This is a genomic window from Mesorhizobium sp. M1322, assembly GCF_040318085.1.
Lineage (GTDB): Bacteria > Pseudomonadota > Alphaproteobacteria > Rhizobiales > Rhizobiaceae > Mesorhizobium.
Window position 1 is genome coordinate 21,662 of sequence record NZ_JAMYLP010000022.1, and the last position, 24,141, is coordinate 45,802.

19 protein-coding genes are annotated in these 24,141 nt (G+C 62.5%); 12 read left to right on the forward strand and 7 right to left on the reverse strand.

The window, feature by feature from the left end:
- The first annotated feature begins 190 nt into the window (after window positions 1–190).
- The 4 genes from NKH12_RS11290 to NKH12_RS11305 all read left to right on the forward strand — a co-directional run bounded on the left by NKH12_RS11290 (window position 191) and on the right by NKH12_RS11305 (window position 5,571).
- Complete coding sequence (locus NKH12_RS11290) at window positions 191–1,495, forward strand: M24 family metallopeptidase (protein ID WP_352953177.1); 1,305 nt, start codon at window positions 191–193, stop codon at window positions 1,493–1,495.
- A gap of 268 nt (window positions 1,496–1,763) precedes the next feature.
- Window positions 1,764–2,444, forward strand: coding sequence for an isochorismatase family protein (locus NKH12_RS11295; protein ID WP_352953178.1), 681 nt, complete (start codon window positions 1,764–1,766; stop codon window positions 2,442–2,444).
- Between the two features lie 26 nt (window positions 2,445–2,470).
- Window positions 2,471–3,448 (forward strand): alpha/beta hydrolase, encoded by a 978-nt coding sequence (locus NKH12_RS11300; protein ID WP_352953179.1) that lies wholly within the window; start codon window positions 2,471–2,473, stop codon window positions 3,446–3,448.
- A 479-nt stretch (window positions 3,449–3,927) separates the two neighbouring features.
- A complete protein-coding gene (locus NKH12_RS11305) occupies window positions 3,928–5,571 on the forward strand; it encodes an ABC transporter substrate-binding protein (RefSeq protein ID WP_352953209.1) in 1,644 nt (547 codons plus the stop codon).
- Window positions 5,572–5,859: 288 nt separating this feature from the next.
- Here the strand turns inward: NKH12_RS11305 and NKH12_RS11310 are convergent, their stop codons facing one another.
- Together NKH12_RS11310 and NKH12_RS11315 are read right to left on the reverse strand one after the other, a co-directional pair.
- Window positions 5,860–7,347, reverse strand: coding sequence for a pyridoxal phosphate-dependent decarboxylase family protein (locus NKH12_RS11310; protein ID WP_502910780.1), 1,488 nt, complete (start codon window positions 7,345–7,347; stop codon window positions 5,860–5,862).
- A 31-nt stretch (window positions 7,348–7,378) separates the two neighbouring features.
- Window positions 7,379–8,467 (reverse strand): PLP-dependent cysteine synthase family protein, encoded by a 1,089-nt coding sequence (locus NKH12_RS11315; RefSeq protein ID WP_352953181.1) that lies wholly within the window; start codon window positions 8,465–8,467, stop codon window positions 7,379–7,381.
- A gap of 241 nt (window positions 8,468–8,708) precedes the next feature.
- Between NKH12_RS11315 and NKH12_RS11320 the strand changes: the two genes are divergently transcribed.
- Window positions 8,709–10,781, forward strand: a complete 2,073-nt coding sequence (locus NKH12_RS11320) for a transcriptional regulator (protein ID WP_352953182.1) — start codon at window positions 8,709–8,711, stop codon at window positions 10,779–10,781.
- A gap of 62 nt (window positions 10,782–10,843) precedes the next feature.
- Here the strand turns inward: NKH12_RS11320 and NKH12_RS11325 are convergent, their stop codons facing one another.
- Window positions 10,844–11,083: a PA2433 domain-containing protein gene (locus NKH12_RS11325; RefSeq protein WP_352953183.1), complete on the reverse strand. Its 240-nt coding sequence runs from the start codon at window positions 11,081–11,083 to the stop codon at window positions 10,844–10,846.
- 588 nt (window positions 11,084–11,671) lie between these two features.
- On the opposite strand from NKH12_RS11325, the gene NKH12_RS11330 reads away from it, so the two are divergent.
- The 3 genes from NKH12_RS11330 to NKH12_RS11340 are packed head-to-tail and all read left to right on the forward strand — an operon-like array spanning window position 11,672 to window position 15,325.
- On the forward strand, window positions 11,672–12,886 hold the full coding sequence (locus tag NKH12_RS11330) for a glycosyltransferase family protein (RefSeq protein WP_352953184.1): 1,215 nt from the start codon (window positions 11,672–11,674) through the stop codon (window positions 12,884–12,886).
- Window position 12,887: 1 nt separating this feature from the next.
- Window positions 12,888–14,132: a glycosyltransferase gene (locus NKH12_RS11335; RefSeq protein ID WP_352953185.1), complete on the forward strand. Its 1,245-nt coding sequence runs from the start codon at window positions 12,888–12,890 to the stop codon at window positions 14,130–14,132.
- On the forward strand, window positions 14,129–15,325 hold the full coding sequence (locus tag NKH12_RS11340; RefSeq protein WP_352953186.1) for a glycosyltransferase family protein: 1,197 nt from the start codon (window positions 14,129–14,131) through the stop codon (window positions 15,323–15,325). The genes NKH12_RS11335 and NKH12_RS11340 overlap by 4 nt, the downstream gene beginning before the upstream one ends.
- Window positions 15,326–15,384: 59 nt before the next feature.
- Here NKH12_RS11340 and NKH12_RS11345 read toward each other — a convergent pair whose 3' ends face one another.
- A complete protein-coding gene (locus tag NKH12_RS11345; RefSeq protein ID WP_502910779.1) occupies window positions 15,385–16,059 on the reverse strand; it encodes a class I SAM-dependent methyltransferase in 675 nt (224 codons plus the stop codon).
- Complete coding sequence (locus tag NKH12_RS11350) at window positions 16,022–16,492, reverse strand: hypothetical protein (RefSeq protein WP_352953187.1); 471 nt, start codon at window positions 16,490–16,492, stop codon at window positions 16,022–16,024. The genes NKH12_RS11345 and NKH12_RS11350 overlap by 38 nt, the downstream gene beginning before the upstream one ends.
- Window positions 16,493–16,521: 29 nt before the next feature.
- Here NKH12_RS11350 and NKH12_RS11355 point away from each other — a divergent pair, with 29 nt between their 5' ends.
- From NKH12_RS11355 to NKH12_RS11365, 3 genes are all read left to right on the forward strand, one after another.
- The gene (locus tag NKH12_RS11355) at window positions 16,522–19,236 is read left to right on the forward strand and encodes an ABC transporter transmembrane domain-containing protein (protein ID WP_352953188.1); all 2,715 of its coding nucleotides are present in this window, start codon (window positions 16,522–16,524) and stop codon (window positions 19,234–19,236) included.
- Between the two features lie 266 nt (window positions 19,237–19,502).
- Window positions 19,503–19,952 (forward strand): cyclic nucleotide-binding domain-containing protein, encoded by a 450-nt coding sequence (locus tag NKH12_RS11360; RefSeq protein ID WP_352953189.1) that lies wholly within the window; start codon window positions 19,503–19,505, stop codon window positions 19,950–19,952.
- A 193-nt stretch (window positions 19,953–20,145) separates the two neighbouring features.
- Window positions 20,146–21,000 (forward strand): MBL fold metallo-hydrolase, encoded by an 855-nt coding sequence (locus NKH12_RS11365; protein WP_352953190.1) that lies wholly within the window; start codon window positions 20,146–20,148, stop codon window positions 20,998–21,000.
- 1 nt (window position 21,001) lies between these two features.
- On the opposite strand, the gene NKH12_RS11370 is transcribed toward NKH12_RS11365, so the two are convergent.
- The gene (locus tag NKH12_RS11370) at window positions 21,002–21,766 is read right to left on the reverse strand and encodes a polysaccharide deacetylase family protein (protein ID WP_352953191.1); all 765 of its coding nucleotides are present in this window, start codon (window positions 21,764–21,766) and stop codon (window positions 21,002–21,004) included.
- The gene (locus NKH12_RS11375) at window positions 21,763–22,851 is read right to left on the reverse strand and encodes a glycosyltransferase family 4 protein (RefSeq protein ID WP_352953192.1); all 1,089 of its coding nucleotides are present in this window, start codon (window positions 22,849–22,851) and stop codon (window positions 21,763–21,765) included. The genes NKH12_RS11370 and NKH12_RS11375 overlap by 4 nt, the downstream gene beginning before the upstream one ends.
- Before the next feature lie 74 nt (window positions 22,852–22,925).
- On the opposite strand from NKH12_RS11375, the gene NKH12_RS11380 reads away from it, so the two are divergent.
- A complete protein-coding gene (locus NKH12_RS11380) occupies window positions 22,926–24,104 on the forward strand; it encodes a DUF3095 domain-containing protein (protein WP_352953193.1) in 1,179 nt (392 codons plus the stop codon).
- Window positions 24,105–24,141 lie beyond the last annotated feature (37 nt).

Below are 24,141 nucleotides of genomic sequence, written 5' to 3' on the forward strand. Positions count from 1 at the left end.
CGTCGCAAGGGTGAGCGGAGCGCCGCAGCTGCCAATCTCCCTCCTTGTGGGGGAGATGTCCGGCAGGACAGAGGGGGGCGCCGTGGAGCGCTACGGAGCGACTTCAAGCGGCGTTCGGCACAACATATGCGGTATCCTGCACAGCCCCTGATCGATGCATGGCCCATCTTCCTGCTTCCAGGAGGCACTCATGAGCATCGTCGTGTTCGACCCCGACAGCACCGAGGACGTCGACTTCAAAGACCGTATGCGCCACCCGGCGGCGGCCGATCCGGCCGGCGGCATGTGGCTGTCCGACACCGAGCCATCCTTCATCGATGCGGACGCGCTGCGCAAGGGGCGGCTGGCGAAGCTGCGCGCCTGGATGCGCGAGTCCGGTTATGGCGCCGTCGTGCTGTTCGATCCCTATAACCAGCGCTACGCCACAGGCTCGCGCAACATGTTCGGTTATTTCCTGCGCAACTCGACCCGCTACTTCTTCATCCCGACCGAAGGGCCGATCGTGCTGTTCGAATATCCGCAGAGCTATCATGTCTCGATGGTGCTCGACACCATCGACGAGGCGCGGCCGTCCAAGCTGGTGTGGTCTTCGGTGTCGGGCCGCGACGACGAAACCGCAGGTCCCTTCGCCGACGAAATCGCCGAACTGCTCAAGGCGCATGGCGGCGGTTCGATGAAGCTCGGCCTCGACCGTTGCGGCCATCTGCAGGCGCTGGCGCTGGAGAAGCGCGGCTGCGAGGTCAGGGATTGCCAGGGCGAGATCCTCGCGGTGCGCGCGGTCAAGACGCCCGAAGAAGTAAAATGCCTGCAGGTGTCGATGGCTGGCGCCGAGGCTGCCGTCTACGCTGTGCGCGAGGCGATCAAGCCCGGCGTGTCCGAAAACGAGCTGTTCGCCATCATGTATCACGAGGTGATCCGCCAGGGCGGCGAGTTCATCGAAACCCGGCTCTTGACCTCGGGCCAGCGCACCAACCCTTGGTTCAACGAAGCCAGCGGCCGCAAGATCAGGCCGGGCGAACTTTTGGCGCTGGATACCGATACGATCGGCTGCTACGGCTATTATTCGGACTTCTCGCGCACCTTCCGCTGCGGCCCGGGCAAGCCGACGGATTATCAGAAGTCGCTCTACCGCATGGCCCACGACCAGGTTCAGCACAACATCTCGATCGTGAAGCCGGGCATGGCGTTTCGCGAGATCGCCGAAAAGGCCTGGAAGATCCCGGACCGCTTCGTCGACCAGCGCTATACGTCGGTGATGCACGGCGTCGGCATGCATGGCGAGACGCCGTTCATCGCGCACGCCATGGACTACGAGACCTATGGCCGCGACGGTTTTGTCGTGCCCGGCATGGTGGTCAGCGTCGAGAGCTATATCGGCGAGAAAGGCGGACGCGAGGGTGTCAAGCTCGAGGACGAGATCCTGATCACCGAGACCGGCACCGAGCTTCTGTCGCGCTTTCCCTATGAGGACGATTTTCTGGAGAAACAGGTTTGACCCCAGCATCCACCACTGGTCGCGGTGCGGTATCGCAAACCTTCGGGACTAGCCGCAGCGCTCATGCTTTCGTCATCCTAGGGCTGAGCAAGGAGCGCAGCGACGCGGCGCAGACCCTAGGATCCATGCCGTTACATCTAGGCTTCGAACCGGTGCAGAGCTCTGTTCCGTTGCATTCTTCGCTAGAGGTAACGGCATGGATTCCAGGGTCTTCGCGACGACGCTTCGCGGCTGCTTCGCCCGGGAATGACGAAGTTCAGCTATCCGCATGAAGAGCCCGGTCTCGATCGAGCGCGGCACGGCGGCCGCGGTCTTCGTCGACCTCCAGGAGGAGCATCGGCAGGACAAGCGTTACCTGGTCGAGGGTTTTGCCGACATCCTCGCCAACGTCCAGCGCCTGCAGGCAACGGCGCGGGCCAACGATGTGCTGCTCTATCATTCGGCCTATATCGTCGACCTCACCAAGGAGGCGCGGCGGTTCCACCCGGTCGATGCCAATGGCAGGTCGGCCTTCTCCGACAAGGACGATCCGCTGACGGCGATCTGTCCGGAAGTGGCGCCGGTCGCCGGCGAGATGATGCTGGTCAAAACTGAGGCCAGCGCCTTCGGTGCCGGCCCTGCCGCGGGGCGGCTCAAGGCCGAAGGGATCGAGTGGCTGGTCGTTGCCGGCGTGTGGACCGAGGCCTGCATCGACGCCACCGTCAGGGATGCGGTATCACTCGGCTTTCGCGTGCTGCTGGTCAAGGATGCCTGCGGCAGCGGCAGAACGGCGATGCACCAGACCGCCATCCTCAACCTTGCCAACCGGCTCTATGGCGGCGCCGTCACCACCACCGACGGCGCCTGCCGGCTGATGGCAGGCGAGACGGTCGATGCATGGCAGGTCCAGGGTTCCGTGCCTTTGCGCTTCACCTATGAAAATGCGGCCCGGCTCTACGACGAGCTCTGACGCCTCCAGCGGATTGATGGGACCGGATGGCGATGGTCAGTGGCGCCGAACAGCCCGAGACAGCAAAACGGGGAAAATACGCAACTTTGCTCGAGCCGGCGCTGTGGATCTATATCGACCGGGTCAATGCATGGTATCCGCCCGAAATGGACCTGCCGGTCGATAAGCAGCGGGCGGTCTACGACGCGATGTGCCGGGCGTTCCACCCGGGTTATCCCGCAGGTGTCGAAGCCAGCGACGGCACGGTTGCCGCCGGCGGCCATGCGATCCCGATCCGGCGCTACCAGCTGGCTGGCAAGGCGCCGCAGGCGACGGTCGTCTACTATCACGGCGGCGGCTTTGTGCTTGGCGGGCTCGACAGCCATGACGACATCTGCGCCGAGATCTGTGCCGGCACCGGCTTTGCAGTCTTGTCCGCCGACTACCGGCTGGCGCCCGAACATCTGCATCCGGCCGCTTTCGACGATGCGCTGGCGGTGTTCGAATGGGCGGCTGCCAAAACCGGCCTGCCGGTCGTGCTGTGCGGCGAGAGCGCCGGCGGCAATCTTGCCGCCGCGGTGGCGCATGCAGCGCGCCGCCACCCTCGCCCCGCGATCGGCCAAGTGCTGATTTATCCCGAACTGGGCGGCGACGAGAGCGCCGGCTCCTATGTCGAGCACGCCGCGGCGCCGCTGCTCACCCTCAGCGACATCGAATTTTACAGACAGGTCCGCTCCGGCAAGGCACAGTCACCAGACGACCCGACCTTCCTGCCGCTGCGCGACACCGATTTCTCCGGCCTGCCGCCGACGGTCATCGTATCAGCGCAATGCGATCCGCTGTCATCGGACGGCGAGGCCTATCGCGACCGCATCCTTGCCGCCGGCGGCCGCGCCTGGTGGTACGAAGAGCAGCGCCTCGTGCACAGTTTCCTGCGCGCCCGCAAAACCGTGCCACGGGCCGGCGAAGCCTTCACCCGCATCGTCGCCGCCATCGCCACGCTCGGCAAGGGCGACTGGTTGTAGGGGCTGTTCCGCTGCTCCTTCGATCCCGAGGAGTTCGCCAACGCTAGCGCCATCGCCTTCTGCACCGCTGCGGTACTCATCAGCCGAAGAATGCGGAGATGCGGGATGTACGCGCTATTCACTCTGCTTCGCATTGTCTTCCAACCAGTTGCGCCCGAGCCAACTCCCCTTCCACCTCTGCGGAACAGCGCACAACAACTGCGGAAATCCGAACACTTCCCCGCTTAATCCCGCACTATCATTGCCCATGGCCAAAGGCGCCCCGCCCCCCCCCAACCCCCCCCCGCCGCGGGGCCCCCGGGCGGCGCCCCCGGGCGACGCCCGAAAAAATAATGCCTTGTAGTTTTAAAAAAAACCCCCCCCCCCCCCCCCCCCCCCCACCACCCCCCCAATTCACATCCCCCCCCCCACCCCCCCCCCCCCCCCCCCCCCCGCCCCGGGGGCGCGGCGCCGGGGCCCCCCGACAGGGAGGATCGACGATGAAATTCATGCTGACCGAGAGAGCGTTGCATCCGCAGGCTGAGCCCGTCGCCGACGGCTTCAAGGAAGGCAGCATGAACCGGCGCGAATATCTCGCTACCATGGCTGCGCTCGGCGTCAGCGCCGCCGGCGCGCTGGCGCTGGGCGGCCTTGCGCCCTCCCCGGCCAGGGCGGCGGAGGAGCCGAGGCGCGGCGGCGTCCTGCGCGTCGCCATGAACGTCAAAGGCTGGAAGGACCCGCGCACCTTCGACGGCGTCGAAATGTCCAATGTCGCCCGCCAGTGCAACGAATATCTGGTACGCTGGAACCGTGATTTCACCTTCGAGCCGTGGTTGCTCGAGAGTTGGGAGACCAGCGACGACGCGCGCGTGCTGACGCTGCACGTCCGCAAGGGCATCACCTGGTCGAACGGCGACACCTTCAACGCCGACGACGTCGTCCACAACCTGACGCGCTGGTGCGATGCGAGCGTTGCCGGCAATTCGGTCGCCGAGCGCATGGGGGCGCTGGTCGATGCCGCCACCAAGAAACCTATCGACGGCGGCATCGAGCGCGTCGACGACTTTACCGTCCGGCTCAATCTGCCGAAGCCCGACATTTCGCTGATTGCCGGCATGACCGACTATCCGGCGCTGATCATGCATCGCAGCTACGATGGCGACGGCGATCCGCTGAAGGCGCTGGCGATCACCACTGGACCTTGCGAGCTGGTGCAATGGGACGCCGAGGTTGGCGCCGAGGTCCGCCGCAAGGACAAGCCGTGGTGGAAGGGCGATTTCTGGCTCGACGGCATCCAATGGGTCGACTACGGCTCCGATCCCAATGCGATGTTCTCGGCTTTCGAATCGGGCGAGATCGACACCAACCACGAAACCGCCGCCGATACCGTCTCGCAGACCGACTCGATGGCTCTGAGCAATTCCGAACTTGCCACCGGCTCGACCATCGTCGCGCGTTTCAATGTCGGCAATCCGCCCTATGACGACATCAGGGTGCGGCGGGCCGCCCAGCTCGCCGTCGACAATGGCGCGATCCTGAAGATCGGCATGGACGACCGCGGCAAGCCGGCAGAGAACCACCATGTCGGGCCGATGCATGCCGAATATGCCGATATCGGCCCTGCCGTCCGCAATGTCGATCAAGCCAAGGCGCTGCTTGCCGAGGCCGGCAAGTCAGACCACGAATTCGAGCTCATCTCCGTCGATGTCGACTGGCAGAAGAACACCGGCGACGCCATCGCCGCGCAGATGCGCGACGCCGGGCTGAAGGTCAAACGCACCGTGCTGCCGGCGGCGACGTTCTGGAACGACTGGAGCAAGTATCCCTTGTCCTGCACCGAATGGCTCGGCCGGCCGCTCGGCGTCCAGGTGCTGGCTCTGGCCTACAGATCCGGCGCCGCCTGGAACGAGACCGCCTACGCCAATCCGGAGTTCGACGCCTTGCTCGACAAGGCGCTGGCTACGCCCGACGCCAGTGCACGCAAGGAGATCATGGCCAAGATCGAGCAGAACCTGCGCAACTCCGGCATCATCATCCAGCCCTATTGGCGCTCGGTCTACCGGACGTTCCGCAAAGGCGTGCATGGCTGCGAGCAGCACCAGTCGCTGGAGCAGCATTTCGAGAAGGTTTGGCTCGAGGCGTGATCCTCGTTGCGGGGCACAGGGGCAATCGTTTTCAGGTTGGCGCCGCCCCTCATCCGCCTGCCGGCACCTTCTCCCCGTAAACGGGGAGAAGCCCGCTGGCCGCAACCTTAGCGCTCCTTCTGCAACGTTCGAGATGGGCGAAGCGATCAATGACAGCGCCCCTCTCCCCGTTCTACGGGGAGAGGATGCCGGCAGGCAGGTGAGGGGCAGCGCCGACATCAACAGTCGATCACCCACGCGAATTGGGTGCTGCGATTTGTCTGAAGCGATTGCCTTGGGCGAGGCTCCTTAGCCGGCGACGCCAGGCCTCGAAATCTCCTGCCCAAGCCGCACCGTTTCCCGCACCAGCAGGTCCAGATCGTCGCGCCGGGTGCGGTGGTTGTTGATCGCCACACGCAGGCAATGCTGGCCGTGTACCGTCGTATCCGAAAGGGCGGCGATGCCGTCTTCCTGCAGCCTCAGCATGATCTCGGTGTTAAGTGCCTTCTGCCGCTCTCCCGTCAGCCCGTCGCCGCGGTAGCGAAAACAGACGATGTTGATGCTCGGCGGCGCGACGAGTTCCAGCAACGGCTCGGCCTCGATCAGCGTGCCGAGCGTGTGGCCCTGTGCGATGTTTTGGTCGATCAGCCGGCCGAATTTCTCGATGCCGTGCTCCTTCAGCGCCATCCACACTTTCAGCGCGCGAAAACCGCGTGACGTCTGCAGGCCAAAATCATGCAGCCACTGGCCCGACGCGAGGCCGCGCGGCGTCGATTCCAGATATTCCGGCGTGACCGCGAAGGTTTTGCGATGCGCTGAAGCATCCCTCACCAGCGCGCAGCCGACCTCGAACGGCGCATGCAGCCATTTGTGCGGATCGAGCGCGACCGAATCGGCCCATTCGATACCGGCGACGCGATGAGCATTCTCTGGCGCGATGGCGATCAACGCGCCGATGCAGCCGTCGACATGGAACCAGACGTCTTCCTCATGCGCCAGCTTGGCAAGCGCCTGCAGATTGTCGATCGCTCCGGTGTTCACGGTGCCTGCCGTGCCGATAACGCAGGCCGGCCGAAAACCTGCCTTGCGGTCCTCGGCGATCGCCGCTCGCAAGGCTTCGATGTCGATCCGCAATCCGGCATCGGTCGGGATGCGGCGCAGCGCCCGGTTGCCGAGGCCGAGCGCCTCCATCGCCTTGCGGTGGCAGGAATGCAGCTGGTCCGAACCATAGAAACGCAGCGGCTTGTCGATGGCGGCAACGCCAAGCTCGCGCACGTGGATGCCTGCCCTAGCGTTGCGCGCCACGGTCAGGCCGATGATGTTGGCCATCGAGCCGCCGCTGACCAGTGTGCCGCTGGCCGATTGCGAAAAACCCATCATCTGCTTGCACCAGTCGACGACCTGGCTGTCCATCAGCGCGGCGGCATGGTTGCCGCCGCCGAGGTTGGAACCCTGGACCGCCGCCAGGAAATCACCGAGCGCCCCGGTGAAATTGCTCGATCCCATATACCAGGACCAGAAGCGCGGATGGATGTTGCCCATCGGGTAGGCCATCACGTTCTCGGCGACCTCGCGATAGACTTGGGCAAGCGGTCGAGGCGATCGCGGCAGGGGCGCGGCGAAGAAGGCTTTCACTTCTTCGGGCATGTCCTGCCACACTGGACGTTCGCGGACGTCGCGCAGATAGTCGACGGCATCGTCGACGATCCGGTGCGACAGCGCCTGCACACCGGCCCAGTCGACCGGATCGAGCGTTTCTTCGGCAACCACACGGGCCGTGCCGGTGGCCTTCAGCATAGTGTCCATCCGCGTCGCTCCCGATGCGCCGTTATTCAGCCGGGAACTGGCAGCCCGGCGTCGAGCGCGAAAGGGCTGTCTCCTCCGCGTCCATCTCGGCTTCGATGCCGTCGAACAGCGGCGTCGTCATGTAGCGTTCGCCGGTGTCGGGAAGCATGCACAGGATCACCGAGCCGGGTGCAGCTTTTTCCGCGATATGGCGTGCCACGGCAAAAGTGGCTCCGCCGGAGATGCCGGTGAAAATCCCTTCCTTTTGCGCCAGCGCCTTGGCCCATTTGATGCCTTCAGGCCCGGGAACAGGCATGACCTCGTCATAGAGGCTGGCATTGACCGCCTCCTGCAACACGTTGGGAATGAAATCCGGGGTCCAGCCCTGGATCGGGTGCGGCTCGAAAGCCGGATGGCTGGCGGCGGGCGCGCCGTCGGCGGCGCGCTCCTGCGCCTTGCCGCTGCCGATAAGTTGGGCGTTGGCGGGTTCGGCCAGCACGATCCGGGTCTCGGGACGCTCGCGGCGCAGCACGCGCCCGACACCGACGACGGTGCCGCCGGTTCCGTAGCCGGTGACGAAGCAGTCGAGCCGGGACCCGGCGAAGTCGTTGATGATCTCGCGCGCCGTCGTCGCCTCGTGAATGGCGGCATTGGCCTTGGTCTCGAACTGGCGGGCCAGGAACCAGCCATTGGCCTCGGCGAGCTCGACCGCCTTGTTGTACATGCCAAAACCCTTCTGGGTGCGCGGCGTCAGCACCACCTTGGCACCCAGCATGCGCATCAGCTTGCGGCGCTCGATGGAGAAACTGTCGGCCATCGTCACCACCAGCGGATAGCCCTTCTGCGCGCAGACCATGGCCAGCCCTATGCCGGTGTTGCCGCTGGTCGCCTCGACGACCGTCTGGCCCGGCTTCAAGGCGCCGCTGCGCTCGCCCTCCTCGATGATATTGAGCGCCAGCCGGTCCTTCACCGACGCCGCCGGATTGAAAAACTCGGCCTTCACATAGATCGTCACGTGGTCGGGGCCGAGATTGTTGACCCTGATCACCGGCGTGTCGCCGACCGTGTCGATAATGCTGTCGAACAGGCGGCCGCGGCCGGCCGTGGTCCTGATTTTCCGTTGCTGCAACATGTCTGCTCTCCTCTTTTGTTGTTGTCACGAGTTGTTGTCGTCACAAGCCGGTTACAAACCGGCGGCTTGGGCGGCGAGATTTCGAGACCTTGCCGCGGTAAGGTGCTGTGCCGGCAATGCGGCCCGGAAAGGCGGCAATGCCGGCGTCCGGCGCGGAAATTCGTTGCCGGATGCACTCTATCGCTTTCGATGGTAGAACACAGGACAACTGGCCAGCGTGGGAGCAAGCGTGGAAACGCACGTGGAATCCGCTCGATCGAGCCTGGACGGCGCAACGGCCGGGCTGTCCGTGCGGCTGCTCGGACCGCTGACGGTCATCCGCGACGGCGCCACCGTGCAACTGCCGGCATCGCGCAAGCTGCGCGCGCTCTTCGCCTATCTGGCGCTTGCGCCGCGTGCCGTCGGCCGCAGCCGTCTGTGCGAGCTGCTGTGGGATGTGCCGAACGATCCGAGGGGCGAGCTTCGCTGGTGCCTCAGCAAGCTCAGGGGCATTCTCGACGAACCGGATCGCCGCAGGATCGAAACGTCAGGCGACACGATCGCGCTTGATCTGAAAGGTGTTTCCGTCGACGCGATCGACGTCGCCTCGGCCGCCGCTGGAGGAATCGAGATGCTCGATCTTGAGCGGCTGCAGGCCCTGTCCGGACTGTTCGTCGGAGATTTCCTCGACGGGCTGGAGATCGACCGCAGCCCGCATTTCAACAGCTGGCTGATCGCGCAGCGCCGCCGCTTCAGCTCCTGGCACGCCGCCATTCTGGAACATCTCGTCAACAAGCTCCCGGCGGATGCCGACGAAATGTCCGCGCATCTGGAAAAGTGGCTGGAACTCGCTCCCTTCGACGGGCGCGCGCATGTGGCTCTTCTGGCAAGGCTGGCGCAGCGCGGCCAGATTGCCGCGTGCGAGGAACATCTCGCTTCTGCGGCGCAGCTGTTTGCTTCGGAGGATCTGGATTTCGAACCCGTTCGTGACGCATGGCGGACGATCCGCAGCGAACGACCTGCCGCGACGCTCCAGGCGCGACCGGCACCCTTGCCGGCGGCCCCGCAGGCGTCAATTGTGCTTCCCGATTCCGGTGTTGCTGCATCGTGCAAGACCTCGCTCGCGATAATGCCGTTTGTCGAGGAGGCGGCTGTTTCTGGTGTTTGTGGGGACCCTCGCGGAGGCCCCCCACGTGGTGGCCCCACTCGCGGCGGATTGGCCGACGGTCTCACCCACGACATCATCACCCGCCTGGCCAAGCTCCGGGACTTCTTCGTCATCGCCCGCGGCTCGGTCTTTGCGCTGGCCGAGAAAAACATCGCGCCGGAAGATGCCGGCCGGCGGCTCAATGTCGATTATGTGACCACCGGGACAGTGCGCAGCCAGGCAGGCCGCGTCGTGGTCAGCATCGAACTTGTCGAGGTTCGCACGGCCAGGATCGTCTGGGCCGACACGTTCGAACGCAAGCCCGACGATATCTTTGCCGTCCTCGACGATATCGGCAACAGCATCGTCTCGTCGATCTCGGCCGAGATCGAGATGGTCGAGCGCAACCGCGCCATGCTGAAAGCGCCCAACTCGCTGAATGCCTGGGAGGCCTATCATCGCGGTCTCTGGCACATGTATCGCTTCACCCGCACGGAAAACGAGCAGGCCCGGCATTTCTTCGACATGGCCTTGAAGCTGGATCCGACCTTCGCCCGCGCTTATGCCGGCCTGTCCTTCACCCACTGGCAAAACGCCTTTCAGCGCTGGGGAGACCGCGATCAGGAAAGCGCGCTCGCCTTCGAGGCAGCCGGCCAAAGTCTTCTGGTCGACGATCACAATCCGGCCGCGCACTGGGCTATGGGCCGGGCGCTGTGGCTGCGCGGCGAGCAGGACGGCTCTCTCATCGAGCTGGAACGGGCCGTGGATCTCAGCCCGAACTTTGCGCTCGGTCACTACGCGCTTTCGTTCGTGCACTCGCAGGCGGGCGATCCGAACGCGGCGATCGGTTCATCCGATCACTCGCGCCATCTGAGCCCGTTCGATCCGCTGCTGTTCGGCATGCTTGGCGCCAGGGCGATGGCGCATGTCCGTCTCGGCCAGTTCGACGAGGCCGCCGAATGGGCGCTGAAAGCCGCCGCCCGCCCCAATGCCCACGCCATCATCCTGGCGATCGCAGCCCACTGCCTTGCGCTGGCGGGGAGGCTTGACGAGGCCCGCACTTTCGCGGCCGCCATCCGCAAGACGGTGCCGAACTACTGTGCCGACGATTTCATCGGCACCTTCCGCTTCGAGCCGGACGCCGCAGGCCTGTTCCGGCAAGGCGCAAAGCGCATCGGGCTGGGGTGATCCAACCGGACCTGAGAGTGCGTCAACCGGTCAGCCGGTCAAGAAAGCCGCGTTCATCGCAGCTATATGCCGAGCATCATCTTGGCTTGGTTGAGCGCAGCCTCTGACCCTGCATGATCGCCGGCGGCGTGCAATTTCTCGCCTTGAGCACGCAGTTCCTTGACTTTGGTCTTATCGGCCTCGGCGATGGTCGCTGTCGGCAACGCCGCGTCGATCTCGGCCATGATGGTCGGGCATGAATTTGCAAAGGCTGTCGCAGGAACGACCGCCAGGAAAACCGCAAGCGAAATTGATCGTAACATGGACGTTTCTCCCTCGCCGGAACACGCCACGTCGACGACCGGCGTAGGAATGGTACAGCTAATGCCCGAATGTGCCAATCACGATGATGGCGCTGGGTTGAGGCAAGCTGCGGTCGGCCGGGCTTTTCTCGGGGTTTCTGAACCTTCACCACGGCTGGTTGTCACCAACGTCATCACGTCCGAAGTCGACGCCAGGTTCGCAGCAATCGTCAGATCGCCGCACAATTCTTCGATCAGAGCGGATCGAGGCCGGCAAAGGCAATAAGCGTCCCCATCTCGCGCACATCGGCATCGATACTTCAAAACGCGGCCGCCGCGCCCAATGTCTAGGATGTCCGCGGTGGCGGTCAAGGCCGCCGAGAATCCGAGATGGTCAATAGCAGTGAAATGATGCAGGTTCTTCTGGACCACGTGGCAAGCAGGCCGCTAAGTAGACGCAGCTTCCTGGTTTCAGCATATGGCCCTCTTGGGTAATACAAATTGAAAATTGCGCCCTCATGTTTCAAAACAGGTCGGTAGGCTCGCGAGGATGGTTTCGTGCGGGCCACCGACGGTCCTCAAGCCGAGAATTCTAAAAGACGTTCAACAATGACCCAGCACGTACCAAATGCTCGAATTCTCATGTACAGCCACGACACGTTCGGGCTCGGCCACTTGCAGCGCTGCCGGACGATCGCGCATTCGCTGGTTGAGGATTTCCGCGGACTTCAGGTGCTTATCATTTCGGGTGCGACTATCGCTGGCGCCTTCGACTACCGCGCCCGTGTCGACTTCGTGAAGATCCCCAGCGTCATCAAGTTGCGCAACGGCGAGTACACCTCGCTGGAAAAGGATATCGATCTGCATGAGACGCTAAGGATGCGCCAGTCGATCATCCGCCATACAGCCGAGACCTTCCGGCCGGATATCTTCATCGTCGACAAGGAACCGCTCGGCCTGCGCGGTGAGATCGAGGACACGCTGTCCTACCTCAAGACGCGGGGCACCACACTCGTGCTAGGCCTGCGCGAGGTGATGGACGCGCCGCATCTGCTCGAAGCAGAGTGGGCACTCAGGGATGTGATGCGCAAGATAGGCCTGCTCTACGACAAGGTCTGGGCCTATGGTCCGCCGGATTTCTACGATCCGTTGACCGGCTTGGATGTGCCGCCGGCCGTCAGGGCAAAGATGAAGTTCGTCGGTTTCCTGCAACGGAGCCTGCAGAAGAACGAGTTGCCGGGCCACCGGCCCGAGGGCGACTATATCCTCGTTACCACCGGTGGCGGCGGTGACGGCGCCGAACTGATCCACAACGTCATTGATGCCTATCAGCAGGATCCGCAATTGCAGCATAGGGCGCTGCTCGTGCTTGGGCCTTACATGCCGGCGCGCAAGCGCAACAAGCTGATCAAGAAGGGGTCCAAGATCCCCTATATCAAGATCATCGAGTTCGACAACCGCATGGAAGAGCTGATTGCCGGCGCCAAAGCGGTCGTGGCGATGGGCGGTTACAACACCTATTGCGAGATACTGTCTTTCGACAAGCCGGCGCTGATCGTGCCGCGCGTCAAGCCCCGCGAGGAACAACTGATCCGAGCACGGCGCGCAGCCGAACTCGGCCTCATCGAGATGCTTTTGCCGGAAGAAGCTGGGGATTCCCAGCGATTTGCCGATGCACTGAAGGTGCTGCCGGACCGGCCCGGCCCATCGCAGAGCCATCCGCATCTGACGCTGGAAGGGCTGCCTCACATTTCCGAAATCGTCGCGGAACTGTTCGACCGGCGGGCCGGCCATCACCTTTCAGTCATCGAAGGCATGAACTGAGTTGCGCCATCGCAAGATCGTCGTGGTTCTGAAGGGCTACCCGCGGCTGTCGGAAACCTTCATCGCGCAGGAACTGCTCGGTCTGGAGCGTGCGGGGTTCGACCTGATACTCGTCGCGCTCCGGCGGCCGACCGACGCAAAACGCCACCCCGTGCATGACGAGATCAAAGCGCCCGTCCATTATCTGCCGGAATATCTGCATGAAGAGCCGCTGCGCGTGGTTCGCGCGCTGTTTGCTTATCTGCTGCGGCCGGGCTTCTGGCGCGCGCTCCGATCGCTGGCTACCGATATCCGCCGCGACTTTACGCGCAATCGCGCGCGCCGCTTCGGGCAAGCGCTCGTGCTGGCGGCCGAATGGCCGGAAGGCGCGGGCTGGCTGCATGCACATTTCGCGCACACACCGGCATCGGTGACGCGCTATGCCAGCCAGCTTCGTGGCCTGCCCTGGAGCTGCTCGGCCCATGCCAAGGACATCTGGACTTCGGCGGACTGGGATCTGGCTGGCAAGCTTTCCTCGGCGCGCTGGACGGTCACTTGCACGAAAACCGGCTTCGACCGTCTGAAAAAACTCCCTAACGCCAGCTCGCCTGTGCATCTGAGCTATCATGGGCTCGACCTTGATCGCTTCGGCAGTTTCGGCGAGGCGCGAAAACAGCATGACGGCTCGGCGCCGGACGAACCGGTTATCGTTCTGAGTGTTGGGCGCGCCGTTGAAAAGAAAGGTTACGATACCTTGCTGGCGGCCCTTGCCCTCTTGCCTGGTGATTTGGCGTGGCGCTTCGAGCATATCGGCGGCGGTGAGGAACTGGAACGGTTCAAGGCGCTGGCGCAAAAGCTCGGACTGGATGGTCGCGTCTCTTGGAAAGGCGCGCTTGCGCAGGAGGAGGTGCTTGAGCACTACCGCTGCGCCGACATCTTCGCCCTGGCCTGCAGGATCACCGCAAATGGCGACCGGGACGGTCTGCCGAATGTTCTGGTGGAGGCTGCTAGCCAGCGGCTTGCCTGCGTATCGACCGATATTTCCGGCGTGCCGGAGCTTTTATCGCCGGATGAAACCGGGCTGCTGGTTCCGACGGAAAACCCGATTGCCCTGGCACAGGCGCTGGAGCGCCTGATCCGTGATCCCGTGTTGCGCGCCCGCCTCGGCGACGCCGCAGAGCGGCGCGTGCGCGGCAATTTCGATCATATGGCAAGCATTGGACAGCTCAAGGAACTGTTCGAGCGGGAGTGGCGGGCCGCCGAATGAAGCGGCTGCGCGCTTTCTTCTATGTCCAGCACCTGCTCGGTATCGGCCATCTCGCGCGCGCTAGCCGCATTGCGGCGGCTCTGGTCGATGACGGGTTTGACGTAACCGTCGTGACCGGCGGAGCGCCGATCGCTGGGTTTCCGGGACTGGGTGTAAAATCTGTAACCCTGCCGCCTGTCACCTCCGGTGATGAAGGATTTTCCGGACTTGTCGACCTGCAGGGCAAACCCATCGACGATGATTTCAAGAAATGGCGTTCAGAGATGCTGCTGCAGGCATTCCGGGATTGCAGGCCTGATATCGTCATTGTCGAGGCGTTTCCATTTGGACGCCGGCAGATGCGTTTCGAACTCCTGCCGCTGCTCGAGGCCATCGACGCGACGTCGCCCAGACCGCTGCTGGCGACGTCCGTCCGTGATATCCTTCAGGAGCGCGTCAAGCCGGGCCGAAACGAGGAAACGGTCGATCTGATCAACAGGCATTTCGACCTTGTTATGGTCCACGGCGATCCGGCTTTCGCGACCATTGACAAGACATTTCCGCTGGCTGGGGCGATCAGGGCCGAGGTCACCTACACAGGGCTCGTTGCCGCGCCGCCATCGCCCGCGGCCTCCGAGCGCTTCGACGTTCTGGTGTCGGTTGGCGGCGGGGCTGCCGGAAAGAGCCTTGTCAGGTCCACCATCGCAGCGGCGCGGAATGCCAACAACGCTTGGAAATGGTGTTTGATCACCGGCCCAAACCTGCCGAAAGACGAGTTTGACTCGATCGCACGCAATGCGACGCCGGTCCTGTCCATCTTCCGGTTCCGCGAGGATTTCGCCAGCCTGCTGACCAGCGCCCGCCTGTCAGTCTCGCAGGCGGGTTACAACACGGTCTGCGATGTCCTGCGCGCGGGTTGTCGCTCTCTGCTCGTTCCATTTGCAGCCGGCGGGGAAACCGAACAGACGGTTCGCACCCTGATGCTCGAAGAACTCGGTCTTGCAACGGTGCTGATGGAAAAGGACCTAACCCCTGAAGGTTTGGCGCAAGCGATCGAACAGGCGCTTGTGGGACCGACGCCAGCCGCGCATCGTCTCGATCTGGAAGGCGCGCGTCGCTCGGCGCAAATCCTGCGCGAGCGGTATCGAACATGGTCCCTAAAAGTGGGGCCTGCTTTCGGAGAAGTTCATGATCAAACAGAGGATAGATTCTAACGCGCGTCGCGTCTGGCGAGATTCGTGCGACGCGCTACGCGCTTCTGGGCGAAATCCGTTCAAACAGTTCCAATCAGCATGAAGCGCGTATAATTTTTTGTCGGCAGTTCGCCGGAGAACCGCACCTCCCGTAGCGCCGCCATTTCTTCGAAGGCTGCAAGTGAAGCCACGCAGTTAATGTGCGTCGGCTCACTGAAATAATCGTTCGATTGCAGCAATACATTCGTGCCCCGCGGAAGCAGAGCAAGCCAGGCGCGCAGGTCGGCTATGTGTTCGCAGCTCGTATTGACCACCAGGTCGGGCCGAACGGCCGCATAGTCGAGTGCGTACATATCTGCCGTCAGCGCCCGGAACCGGTCGCCGGCTTCCCGGTTGAGGGTCCGGGCGACCGGCGCGACTTCGGGATCGATGTCGATGCTGTCGACCGCCGCGACGTCGAAGCGGGCGTCGTTGAAAAGCATTGCCGGCAATACGCCGTACCATCCACCCAGAACCCATACGCGCCCGAACCGGCCGCCGCAGCCTTCGAACAGCCTGTCGAGCGCCCACATCTTGCAGGCGACCTGCTTGTGGTTGAAGGCGTTTGCGATATCGGCATTCGGATGCTTGGCGATGACGCGCGCCAGCCCCGCCACTAGAGGGCAGTTGACATAGGCAGCAATTCCCCGCGTGAGGTCCAAGGCTTGCTCGTGCCAGTCAATGCCGGCATTGCGTGGTTGCGTGACATCCATCATATTTGTCTTGTATGTTGGGATTTCGGGCGACACAACGCAATCTTGCCTCCCGCAAGGCTGTTGATTCGCGGACGTGATTATGCAGCAAGCCGCTTCGCCATTGCCCGGTGCCGGAGAGAGCTTGTTGCATCTGTCCGGACCATCGGCGTCCATCCGCCAGCACCAGCGGCGCAGCTGCGGCCTCGTGCTGCTCGGCTATTCGCCAAAACCCTACAGAAGCCGCGAACCGTTTGGCCGGCTGCTTTCTTCGCTGATCAGCAATGCCCATGGCGTTGTCATAGACCGTGCGCCGGAACTGGATCGCGCCGCCTCGCAGGTTCATTCCATTGTCGAGCGCAGGACAATCTCCGTGCGCTGCAGCTTCGAGCTTGTCGTTGGCGACGAAGAAATTGCCGATACGCCATTCGCCGGCAGGTGCTTTTACATCCTGCATGCTTTCAACTGAAGGGTCCACAGCCGCTTATGGAACCCAGCCTAGCCCGCTATATCTGGACGCACACCAAGAAGCAGCAGCTCTGGATATTGATGATCGTCATGCTTTCGATGATCCCGTATTTCATGTCCTTCGACCTGCCGAAGCTGATCGTCAACGGCCCGATCCAAGGTAGCGGCTTCGAGCAACCGGGCGCGACCCAGCCATTCATGAGGCTACACTACAACCTGCCGTTCATCGGAGAGGTCCAGTTCTTCTCCGGTTTTCAGCTCGACCGCAAGGAGACGCTGTTTGCCCTTAGCATTGTCTTCCTCTTGCTAGTCGTCATCAACGGCCTGTTCAAACTCTACATCAACACCTACAAGGGCCGCCTCGGCGAACGCATGCTGCGGCGTATCCGCTTTGATCTTCTCGATCGTGTCCTGCGGTTTCCGCCGGGTTACTTCAAGCGGGTGAAATCCGCCGAAGTGGCGACCATGGTGAAGGACGAGGTGGAGCCGCTGGGCGGCTTCATAGGCGATGCCTTCGTGCAGCCGGTGCTGCTCGGCGGCCAGGCGCTGACGGCCATGCTGTTCATCATGATCCAGAACTTCTGGCTCGGAATGATAGCCGCCGTGATCGTGGCGTTCCAGATCGTGCTCATCCCGCGAATGCGGCGGCGGCTGATCGTGCTCGGGCGCCAACGGCAGTTGACGGCACGCGCGCTTTCGGGCCGGATTGGCGAAATCGTCGACGGCATCGGCGCGGTTCACGTCCACGATACATCAAACTACGAGCGGGCCGACATAGCTGCCCGGCTCGGGCTCATCTTCAAGATCCGCTTCGATCTTTACCAATGGAAATTCATGGTGAAGTTCCTCAACAATTTTCTCGCGCAGATCACGCCTTTTCTGTTCTACATGATCGGCGGGTACCTGGTTATCCAGGGGCGGCTGGACGTCGGCCAGCTCGTGGCCGTGATCAGCGCCTACAAGGAACTGCCCGGACCGATGAAGGAACTGATCGACTGGGATCAGGCGCGGCAGGATGTCCAGGTCAAATATCAGCAGGTCGTTGAACAGTTCACCGTCGAGGATCTCATTGCGCCGAGAATCGGGGCATTGACGATCGACGCTCCCGAGCCGATGACCAAACCCCTGTCCGCGATCGGTCTGTCCATAGCAGACGATGGCGGTGCAATGCTCCTCGACCGTATCTCCCTCCGGGTCAAGCCGGGTGAGACGGTGGCGCTGGTCAGTACCGCAACAGGTGGAGCCGAGGCGCTTGCAGAAGCCTTCGCGCGGCTGAACTGGCCGGATAGCGGAAGGGTCGTTTCGGGCGCCGACGACCTGCTTGAACTCCCCGAAGCAGTGACCGGCCGGCGCATGTCCTATGCCTCATCGGATGTTTTCCTGTTCCAGGCAAGCCTCCGCGATAACCTGCTCTACGGGTTGAAGCATGCGCCGCTGACATCGGTGACTTATGACGGTGCCGCGGCAGACCAGCACCGCTGGAACATCCACGAGGCGCGCCGGTCGGGCAATCCGGAGCTTGATATCCACAGCGACTGGATCGACTATGCTGCCGCCGGCGCTACCGGTCCGCACGACCTTTTTGAAGCCGTGCGCCGGGTGCTCGACGCGGTTGTTCTGTCGCGCGACATCCTGGATCTCGGCTTGCGCTCTTCGGCCGACCTCACGCGCCATACGGAGCTTGCCAGGCGGATCGTCGAACTGCGTGCGGCGCTGCGAACCCGGCTGGAACGCGAAGGGCTGAGCGGACTGGTGGTTCCTTTCGAACCGGGCGCCTACAACAAGGAAGCGACAATCGGCCAAAACCTGCTCTTCGGCGCTGCCGCCGGCCCCGAACTGGCCGACAGGGCTCTAGCGGCCAATCCCTATTTTGCTTCTGTGCTGAGGCAAGCCGGCCTCGACCGCACGCTCTACGAAATGGGCATGGAGATCGCCGAACAGGCGATCGAGCTATTTGCCGACCTGCCGCCCGATCACCAGTTCTTCCAGCAGCTCGCCTTCATGAGCGCCGAGGAGATCCCCACCTACGAAACCTTGCTGCAACGGCTCAAGAACCGGGCCTACGAGGCGGTTTCGGAGAGCGACCGCGCCATGATCGTCTCCTTGAGCTTTGCCTATATCGAGCCCCGGCACCGTTTCGGACTGCTGAGCGACGAACTGATGAGCAAGATCGTCGCTGCACGCAACCGGTTCTATGAAAATCTGCCGCCCGAGCTGCAAAATGCGATCGAACGGTACGATCCTGCCAAATACATTGCCGCGGCCACCGTCATGGATAATGTCCTGTTCGGGCGTGTGGGCAACAACCATCCCGACGCGCCGGACCGCATACGGACCATCGTCTATGACATTCTTGACGAACTGGGGCTTTATGCCGAACTTCTGGATGTCGGCCTGGACTTCAACGTCGGAGCCGGCGGCAGGCGGCTGACCGGTGGACAGCGACAGAAGCTCGATGTTGCCCGAGCCCTGCTCAAGCGTCCCGATTTTCTCATTCTCAACCGGCCGCTGTCGGCGCTCGACCAGCGCATGCAGGATAAGGTGCTGCGAAACGTGATCGAGGAAGCCAGGCGCGACGGCCATTCGCCGGCAATTGTGTGGGTCCTGACGAATCCGGCAATGGCGATGATGTTCGATCGCGTTATCGTCTTCGACTCGGGTCAATTGGTGGAAGACGGAACACACGAGACACTTTTGGCAGGGAACGGTATCTTCAAGGAACTGCTGTCATAGAGCAACGAACATTCAGATGGGATCATTCTGCCGGTGGAATTTGCTGCAAGGTCAAGGGATTCGGCGAAGGGGCGTAGCGGCCGCAAATTCACCCGGCTCTTCGGGTTTCCGGCTGGCGGACGCCATTTTGTCAGGCGGCATCGCCCGATCGCTCGACATCGGGCTCGCCACCTTTCGCGTGGTTCGTCTCGCCACCGGAAACAGAATTCCATCTGGGCGGCCGTTGCTCTAGTCTGGCAAAGGCGAAGTTGGGAAGGTTTGCGACAATGCTGCTCAAGGACGAAGTTGGAATGCTGCAACGCGTTCCCTTGTTCTCTGCCATCGAGCCGACAAAGCTCAAGCTGCTTGCGTTCACATCCGATCGTGTGAGCTACAGCACCGGCCAGATCCTTTTCCGGCAGGGCGACGAGGGAGACGCCGCCTATGTCATCCTTTCAGGCAGGGCGGATATTCTGGTCGATTCCGACCGCGGACCGATAAAAGTTGCCGAACTGCAGCCAAATTCGATTGTTGGCGAGATCGCCATATTGTGCAACAGCTCCCGCACTGCCACCGTCAGAGCGGCAAGTCAGCTGGAAGCCTTGAGAATCCGCAAGGATCATTTCCTGAGGCTTATGAGGGAGTTCCCGGAAATGACCATCGAAATATTGCGGGTTCTTGCCGATCGCCTAAGCCATACGACCGCGGATCTGATCGACGCACGAAGCGCCAAATAACGAATGACGTGCGCTCGATCCTCGCCGTCGTGATGGCACTGTCCTCTTGCTGAGAAGGTCACCCGGAGAAAACCTGTCTCGCCTGTTTGTTTTGACGCAATTCCGGACGGAAAACCGTTTCACACTTTTCCTGGAATTGCTCTAGCAGCAGTTGTTTGGCTACTATGGGCGGCGGGGACTGCGAAGGGGTAGCATGGACGACGACGTTTTCCTGGTCAGGTTTTGGGGCGTTCGCGGCAGCATTTCGGTATCGGGGCCAGAATTCTCTCGCTATGGCGGCAACACAATCTGCATTGAGATGCGATGCGGTAAGCATACGCTTCTGTTCGATGCAGGCTCTGGCCTACGGCCTGCCGGCGGGGCGCTTCAGGCGTCGGGCGTGACCGATTTCGACCTGCTTTTCACCCATTGCCATTACGATCACATCATTGGGTTGCCGTCTTTTGCGCCGATTTATGACCGGAGCGTCAAGGTTACGCTTTGGTCCGGGCATCTTGCAGGACACATGACGACCCGGCAGATGGTCGATGAGTTCATGCGGCCGCCGTGGTTTCCGATGAAACTGGAGTTCTGCAAGGCAAGGCTCGACTATCGCGATTTCGTACCCGGGGACGTGCTTCGGCCGCGCGAAGGGGTGGTGGTCCGAACCGGCAGTCTTATCCATCCGGGCGGCTGCATAGGCTACCGGGTCGAATGGGGTGGCCGCGTCGTGGCGGTGATCACAGACACTGAGCACGAGCCGGACAAACTCGATCAGGCGGTGCTCGGCCTGATCGAAGATGCCGACCTCGTCATTTACGATTGCACCTACACCGAGGAGGAAATGGAACACCGCCGCGGTTACGGGCACTCGACATGGCAACAGGGCGTCAAGCTCTGTGAGGCGGCCGGTGCGCGGGGACTCGCGCTGTTTCACCACGATCCGACACGCACCGACGAGGAACTGGACGAGATCGAGAAACTGGCCAAAGACAGGTTTGCCGGTGCTTTTGCCGCGCGGGATGGCCAGACGCTCAAATTTCCAGTCTCATTGCGCAAAAAGCGCTGAGCTATTTTCCTCTGCCGGCGCTGCGCCCGATCAATGTCCTGATCGAAAGCCATGCGCAGGCTTCAGTCTGTGCGGTGACTGTGAACAGCCGTTCGAGGAAAAGCCAGGCCGATTCATCATGTACGAGATGGTGGGTGAGCAGGCCGACCGGTTCGCCGCCGTCGAATGCATGCTGTAATTGCGCGATGATAGCCTGAACCAATAGGCCATGATCGCGGCAGCCGCGCGTGCCATGCCAATCCACGATATCGACATTGCTGTTGATGACCGCCAGTGGAGCCGGCTTCGGCGGCCCATAGGCCGACAATGCCGCAAATCCTATCGATCCAAGGTCGGTTACCAAGCCGGCGTCGATCCTGTTCCAGGGGGGCACCAGCATCGGAACGGCACGTGCGCCGTGCAGGGCGGTTAGGTGCGACAGCCCGCGAGCCAGATCATCGAGTACCGCCTTGCGCGGCCGATGCGCGCCGAGCTCCTGCTTTTTCTGGCCCTCGGGCGCATGATTTCGGTGCGCCCAGCCATGGATGGCGACCGTGGCATGCGGCGCCTCGTCAAGCCGGGCGACAAGCCTCTCACCAGTCAGGGCCGGAATGACGGCCAGAGTGACCGGAACCGCGAATTCACCGGTGAGGTCGAGCAGCCGATCAAGCGCAGGCGTCGGATCCACGGCGTCGTCGTCGCGCAGCCAGAACTCTGCCTTACGGTCCGCCCGTTGCCGGAACGCCAGTTCTTCCACCAAGGGCTGCCAGATCGGATCGGATGTCATGAAACCGGGATCTTCGCAAGAAGGTCGGCCAGACGCCCCGCTGCAACACCGAGGGAGCGTTCTTCGAGGATGAAACGTCTGGCTTCCGCGGCCATGATGGTTCTTTCGTCGTTACGGGTCAGAAGCCTTTCAATGGCAGAAGCGAACGCCGCCACATCGCCCGGCGGGGTGAGAAACCCGGTCTGGCCATCCCGCACGACCTCCGGCACGCCGGCGATGTCCTGAGCCACCACCGGAAGGCCGGCGGCCTGTGCTTCAAGATAGGCAACGCCATAGGCCTCGCCGTAACCCGGCCAGACGTAAATTCCCCCACTGTAGAGGACATCCGGCACGGCGGCCGGCTCAATCGCACCAAGCCATTCGATACGGTCGGCGGGCAAGCCGGCGAATTGCGCTTTGACCTCGTCACGGGCAGGCCCATCCCCGACGACCGACATGGTCCAGGGCAGGTGGCCGATCGAACCGAGCGCCTGCGCCAGCATGCGATAGCTTTCGACTTTGTCGCCCGGGCGCATCATGGCGACGGTAACGAGGCGCGTCGGACAACCCCGTGCCGGCATTTCCCGGAATGCCGATGTGTCGATGAAGGGCGAAAGCATACCGAGAGCGGCCTTGGGAATCGCATCCGTCAGTCCCTGACGATCCCTTTGCGTGAAGCAGATGTTCAGCGCTGCCTGTTCGACGGCTCGCGCCACCAACGCTTGCGTATCGGCCCACAAACCGGCGTTGCGCCGCCTCGAATAGGAGGCTTCCGCTGTCACATAGGGGATAGCAAAGGCCGACGCCAGCTCGGATCCGATCAGGTCGGGCGCCTTGTAATAGGGATGATAGGAGAACCAGAGATCGGGCTTGCCGTCACGATCCCAAAGCTTTGTCAGCCGCGCGGCTTCCTCTCGGGCATCGAGCTTGAGCGCATCGAAACTTTTCTGCTCCGGTTCGCGTAGATAGAAGCGCAATTCGGATGCTAGTTCGACGCTATGCCCTCCATGCTCCAGCGCCTTGATCAGCATCCGTGCCATCTGGCGGTCGCCGGAGGCAACGGGATGATTGGGCGACTTCAGCGGCGCGTGGAAGGCAATTCGCATCGCCGGACCCTATCATCGGAAAGCCTGCGCAAGTCAATTTCGAAGCATGATCGACTTCACCTTCAAGCCGTGGAATGTGCTATCTGATGCTCATGGAAACAGCTGCCGCGTCCGATCCGTTTGTCGCTTCTTTGCCGGTCTTCGCAAAGTTCGAAAGCGTTACCGATATCGATAACTATCGGCCTCTGCCGGATGGCTGGGCGCTGGCCACCGCCGACATTGTTGGCTCGACCAAGGCGATCGAGGCTGGGCGCTATAAAACCGTCAATATGGCCGGCGCCAGCGTCATTTCGGCACTGCTCAATGCGCTGGGTCGGCGAGATCTTCCTTTTGTCTTCGGCGGCGACGGCGCGCTCGTGGCGTTTCCCGGCTCGGCGCTGGAGATCACCCGCAACGCGCTGGCGGCCGTCCAGAGATGGGTGGCGGACGAAATGGGCCTGACCTTGCGTGCCGCAATCGTGCCGATAAAGGATATAAGAGCGCAAGGCCTCGACGTTCGCGTGGCGAGGTTCCGGGCCTCCGAAGCGGTCTTCTATGCCATGTTCGCCGGCGGTGGCGGCAGTTGGGCGGAAGCCGAGATGAAAGCGGGGCGCTACCGCATCGATCCTGCGCCAGCTGGCGCGCGGCCGGATCTGACCGGCCTCTCCTGCCGCTGGAACCCGATCGAAGCCCGGCATGGCGAAATCGTCTCGATCATAGCCATACCGGGGGCGTCGCGCGACTTGCGCGGTTTTCAGTTTCTGGCTTCCGACATTATCGCCCTTGCCGGCGGGCAGGAACGCGATGGCCACCCGGTGCCGGTGAACGGGCCGGGCTACAGTTTTCCGCCCGCCGGCCTCGATATCGAGGCGCGGGCCATGGCGCCGGCAGGATGGCGATGGCTGTCGAAGCTGTGGATATTGTTTCTGATGACACTTACGGCTATCACCGATAGATATGGCTGGACGATCGGCAGTTTCGATCCGAAGGTCTACAAACGCGACGTGGCCAGCAATTCGGATTTCCGGAAGTTCGACGACGGCTTGAAGATGACCATCGACGTTGACGCGGATGTGTTGCAACAGATCGAGAACCGGCTGAAACAGGCGGAAGAGGCGGGCATCTGCAACTATGGCCTGCACCGCCAGAAATCGGCCTTGATGACATGCCTCGTCGCCTCGCCGCTGCAGCGCGATCACGTTCATTTCATTGACGGCGCCGCCGGCGGCTATGCGATGGCCGCCGCAAGCCTGAAGGCGAAGGTGCCGGTCTGACGACGGCTTGCGGAAATCGATTTTCCGCAATATGCCT

Coding starts and splice junctions, on each gene's coding strand:
- NKH12_RS11355 (WP_352953188.1), top strand. CDS start 16,522: ATGGAACCCAGCCTAGCCCGCTATATCTGGACGCACACCAAGAAGCAG.
- NKH12_RS11345 (WP_502910779.1), bottom strand. CDS start 16,059: ATGATGGATGTCACGCAACCACGCAATGCCGGCATTGACTGGCACGAG.
- NKH12_RS11375 (WP_352953192.1), bottom strand. CDS start 22,851: ATGCGAATTGCCTTCCACGCGCCGCTGAAGTCGCCCAATCATCCCGTT.
- NKH12_RS11360 (WP_352953189.1), top strand. CDS start 19,503: ATGCTGCTCAAGGACGAAGTTGGAATGCTGCAACGCGTTCCCTTGTTC.
- NKH12_RS11350 (WP_352953187.1), bottom strand. CDS start 16,492: ATGCAGGATGTAAAAGCACCTGCCGGCGAATGGCGTATCGGCAATTTC.
- NKH12_RS11300 (WP_352953179.1), top strand. CDS start 2,471: ATGGCGATGGTCAGTGGCGCCGAACAGCCCGAGACAGCAAAACGGGGA.
- NKH12_RS11380 (WP_352953193.1), top strand. CDS start 22,926: ATGTGCTATCTGATGCTCATGGAAACAGCTGCCGCGTCCGATCCGTTT.
- NKH12_RS11325 (WP_352953183.1), bottom strand. CDS start 11,083: ATGTTACGATCAATTTCGCTTGCGGTTTTCCTGGCGGTCGTTCCTGCG.
- NKH12_RS11295 (WP_352953178.1), top strand. CDS start 1,764: ATGAAGAGCCCGGTCTCGATCGAGCGCGGCACGGCGGCCGCGGTCTTC.
- NKH12_RS11310 (WP_502910780.1), bottom strand. CDS start 7,347: ATGCTGAAGGCCACCGGCACGGCCCGTGTGGTTGCCGAAGAAACGCTC.
- NKH12_RS11370 (WP_352953191.1), bottom strand. CDS start 21,766: ATGACATCCGATCCGATCTGGCAGCCCTTGGTGGAAGAACTGGCGTTC.
- NKH12_RS11365 (WP_352953190.1), top strand. CDS start 20,146: ATGGACGACGACGTTTTCCTGGTCAGGTTTTGGGGCGTTCGCGGCAGC.
- NKH12_RS11315 (WP_352953181.1), bottom strand. CDS start 8,467: ATGTTGCAGCAACGGAAAATCAGGACCACGGCCGGCCGCGGCCGCCTG.
- NKH12_RS11330 (WP_352953184.1), top strand. CDS start 11,672: ATGACCCAGCACGTACCAAATGCTCGAATTCTCATGTACAGCCACGAC.
- NKH12_RS11290 (WP_352953177.1), top strand. CDS start 191: ATGAGCATCGTCGTGTTCGACCCCGACAGCACCGAGGACGTCGACTTC.
- NKH12_RS11305 (WP_352953209.1), top strand. CDS start 3,928: ATGAAATTCATGCTGACCGAGAGAGCGTTGCATCCGCAGGCTGAGCCC.
- NKH12_RS11340 (WP_352953186.1), top strand. CDS start 14,129: ATGAAGCGGCTGCGCGCTTTCTTCTATGTCCAGCACCTGCTCGGTATC.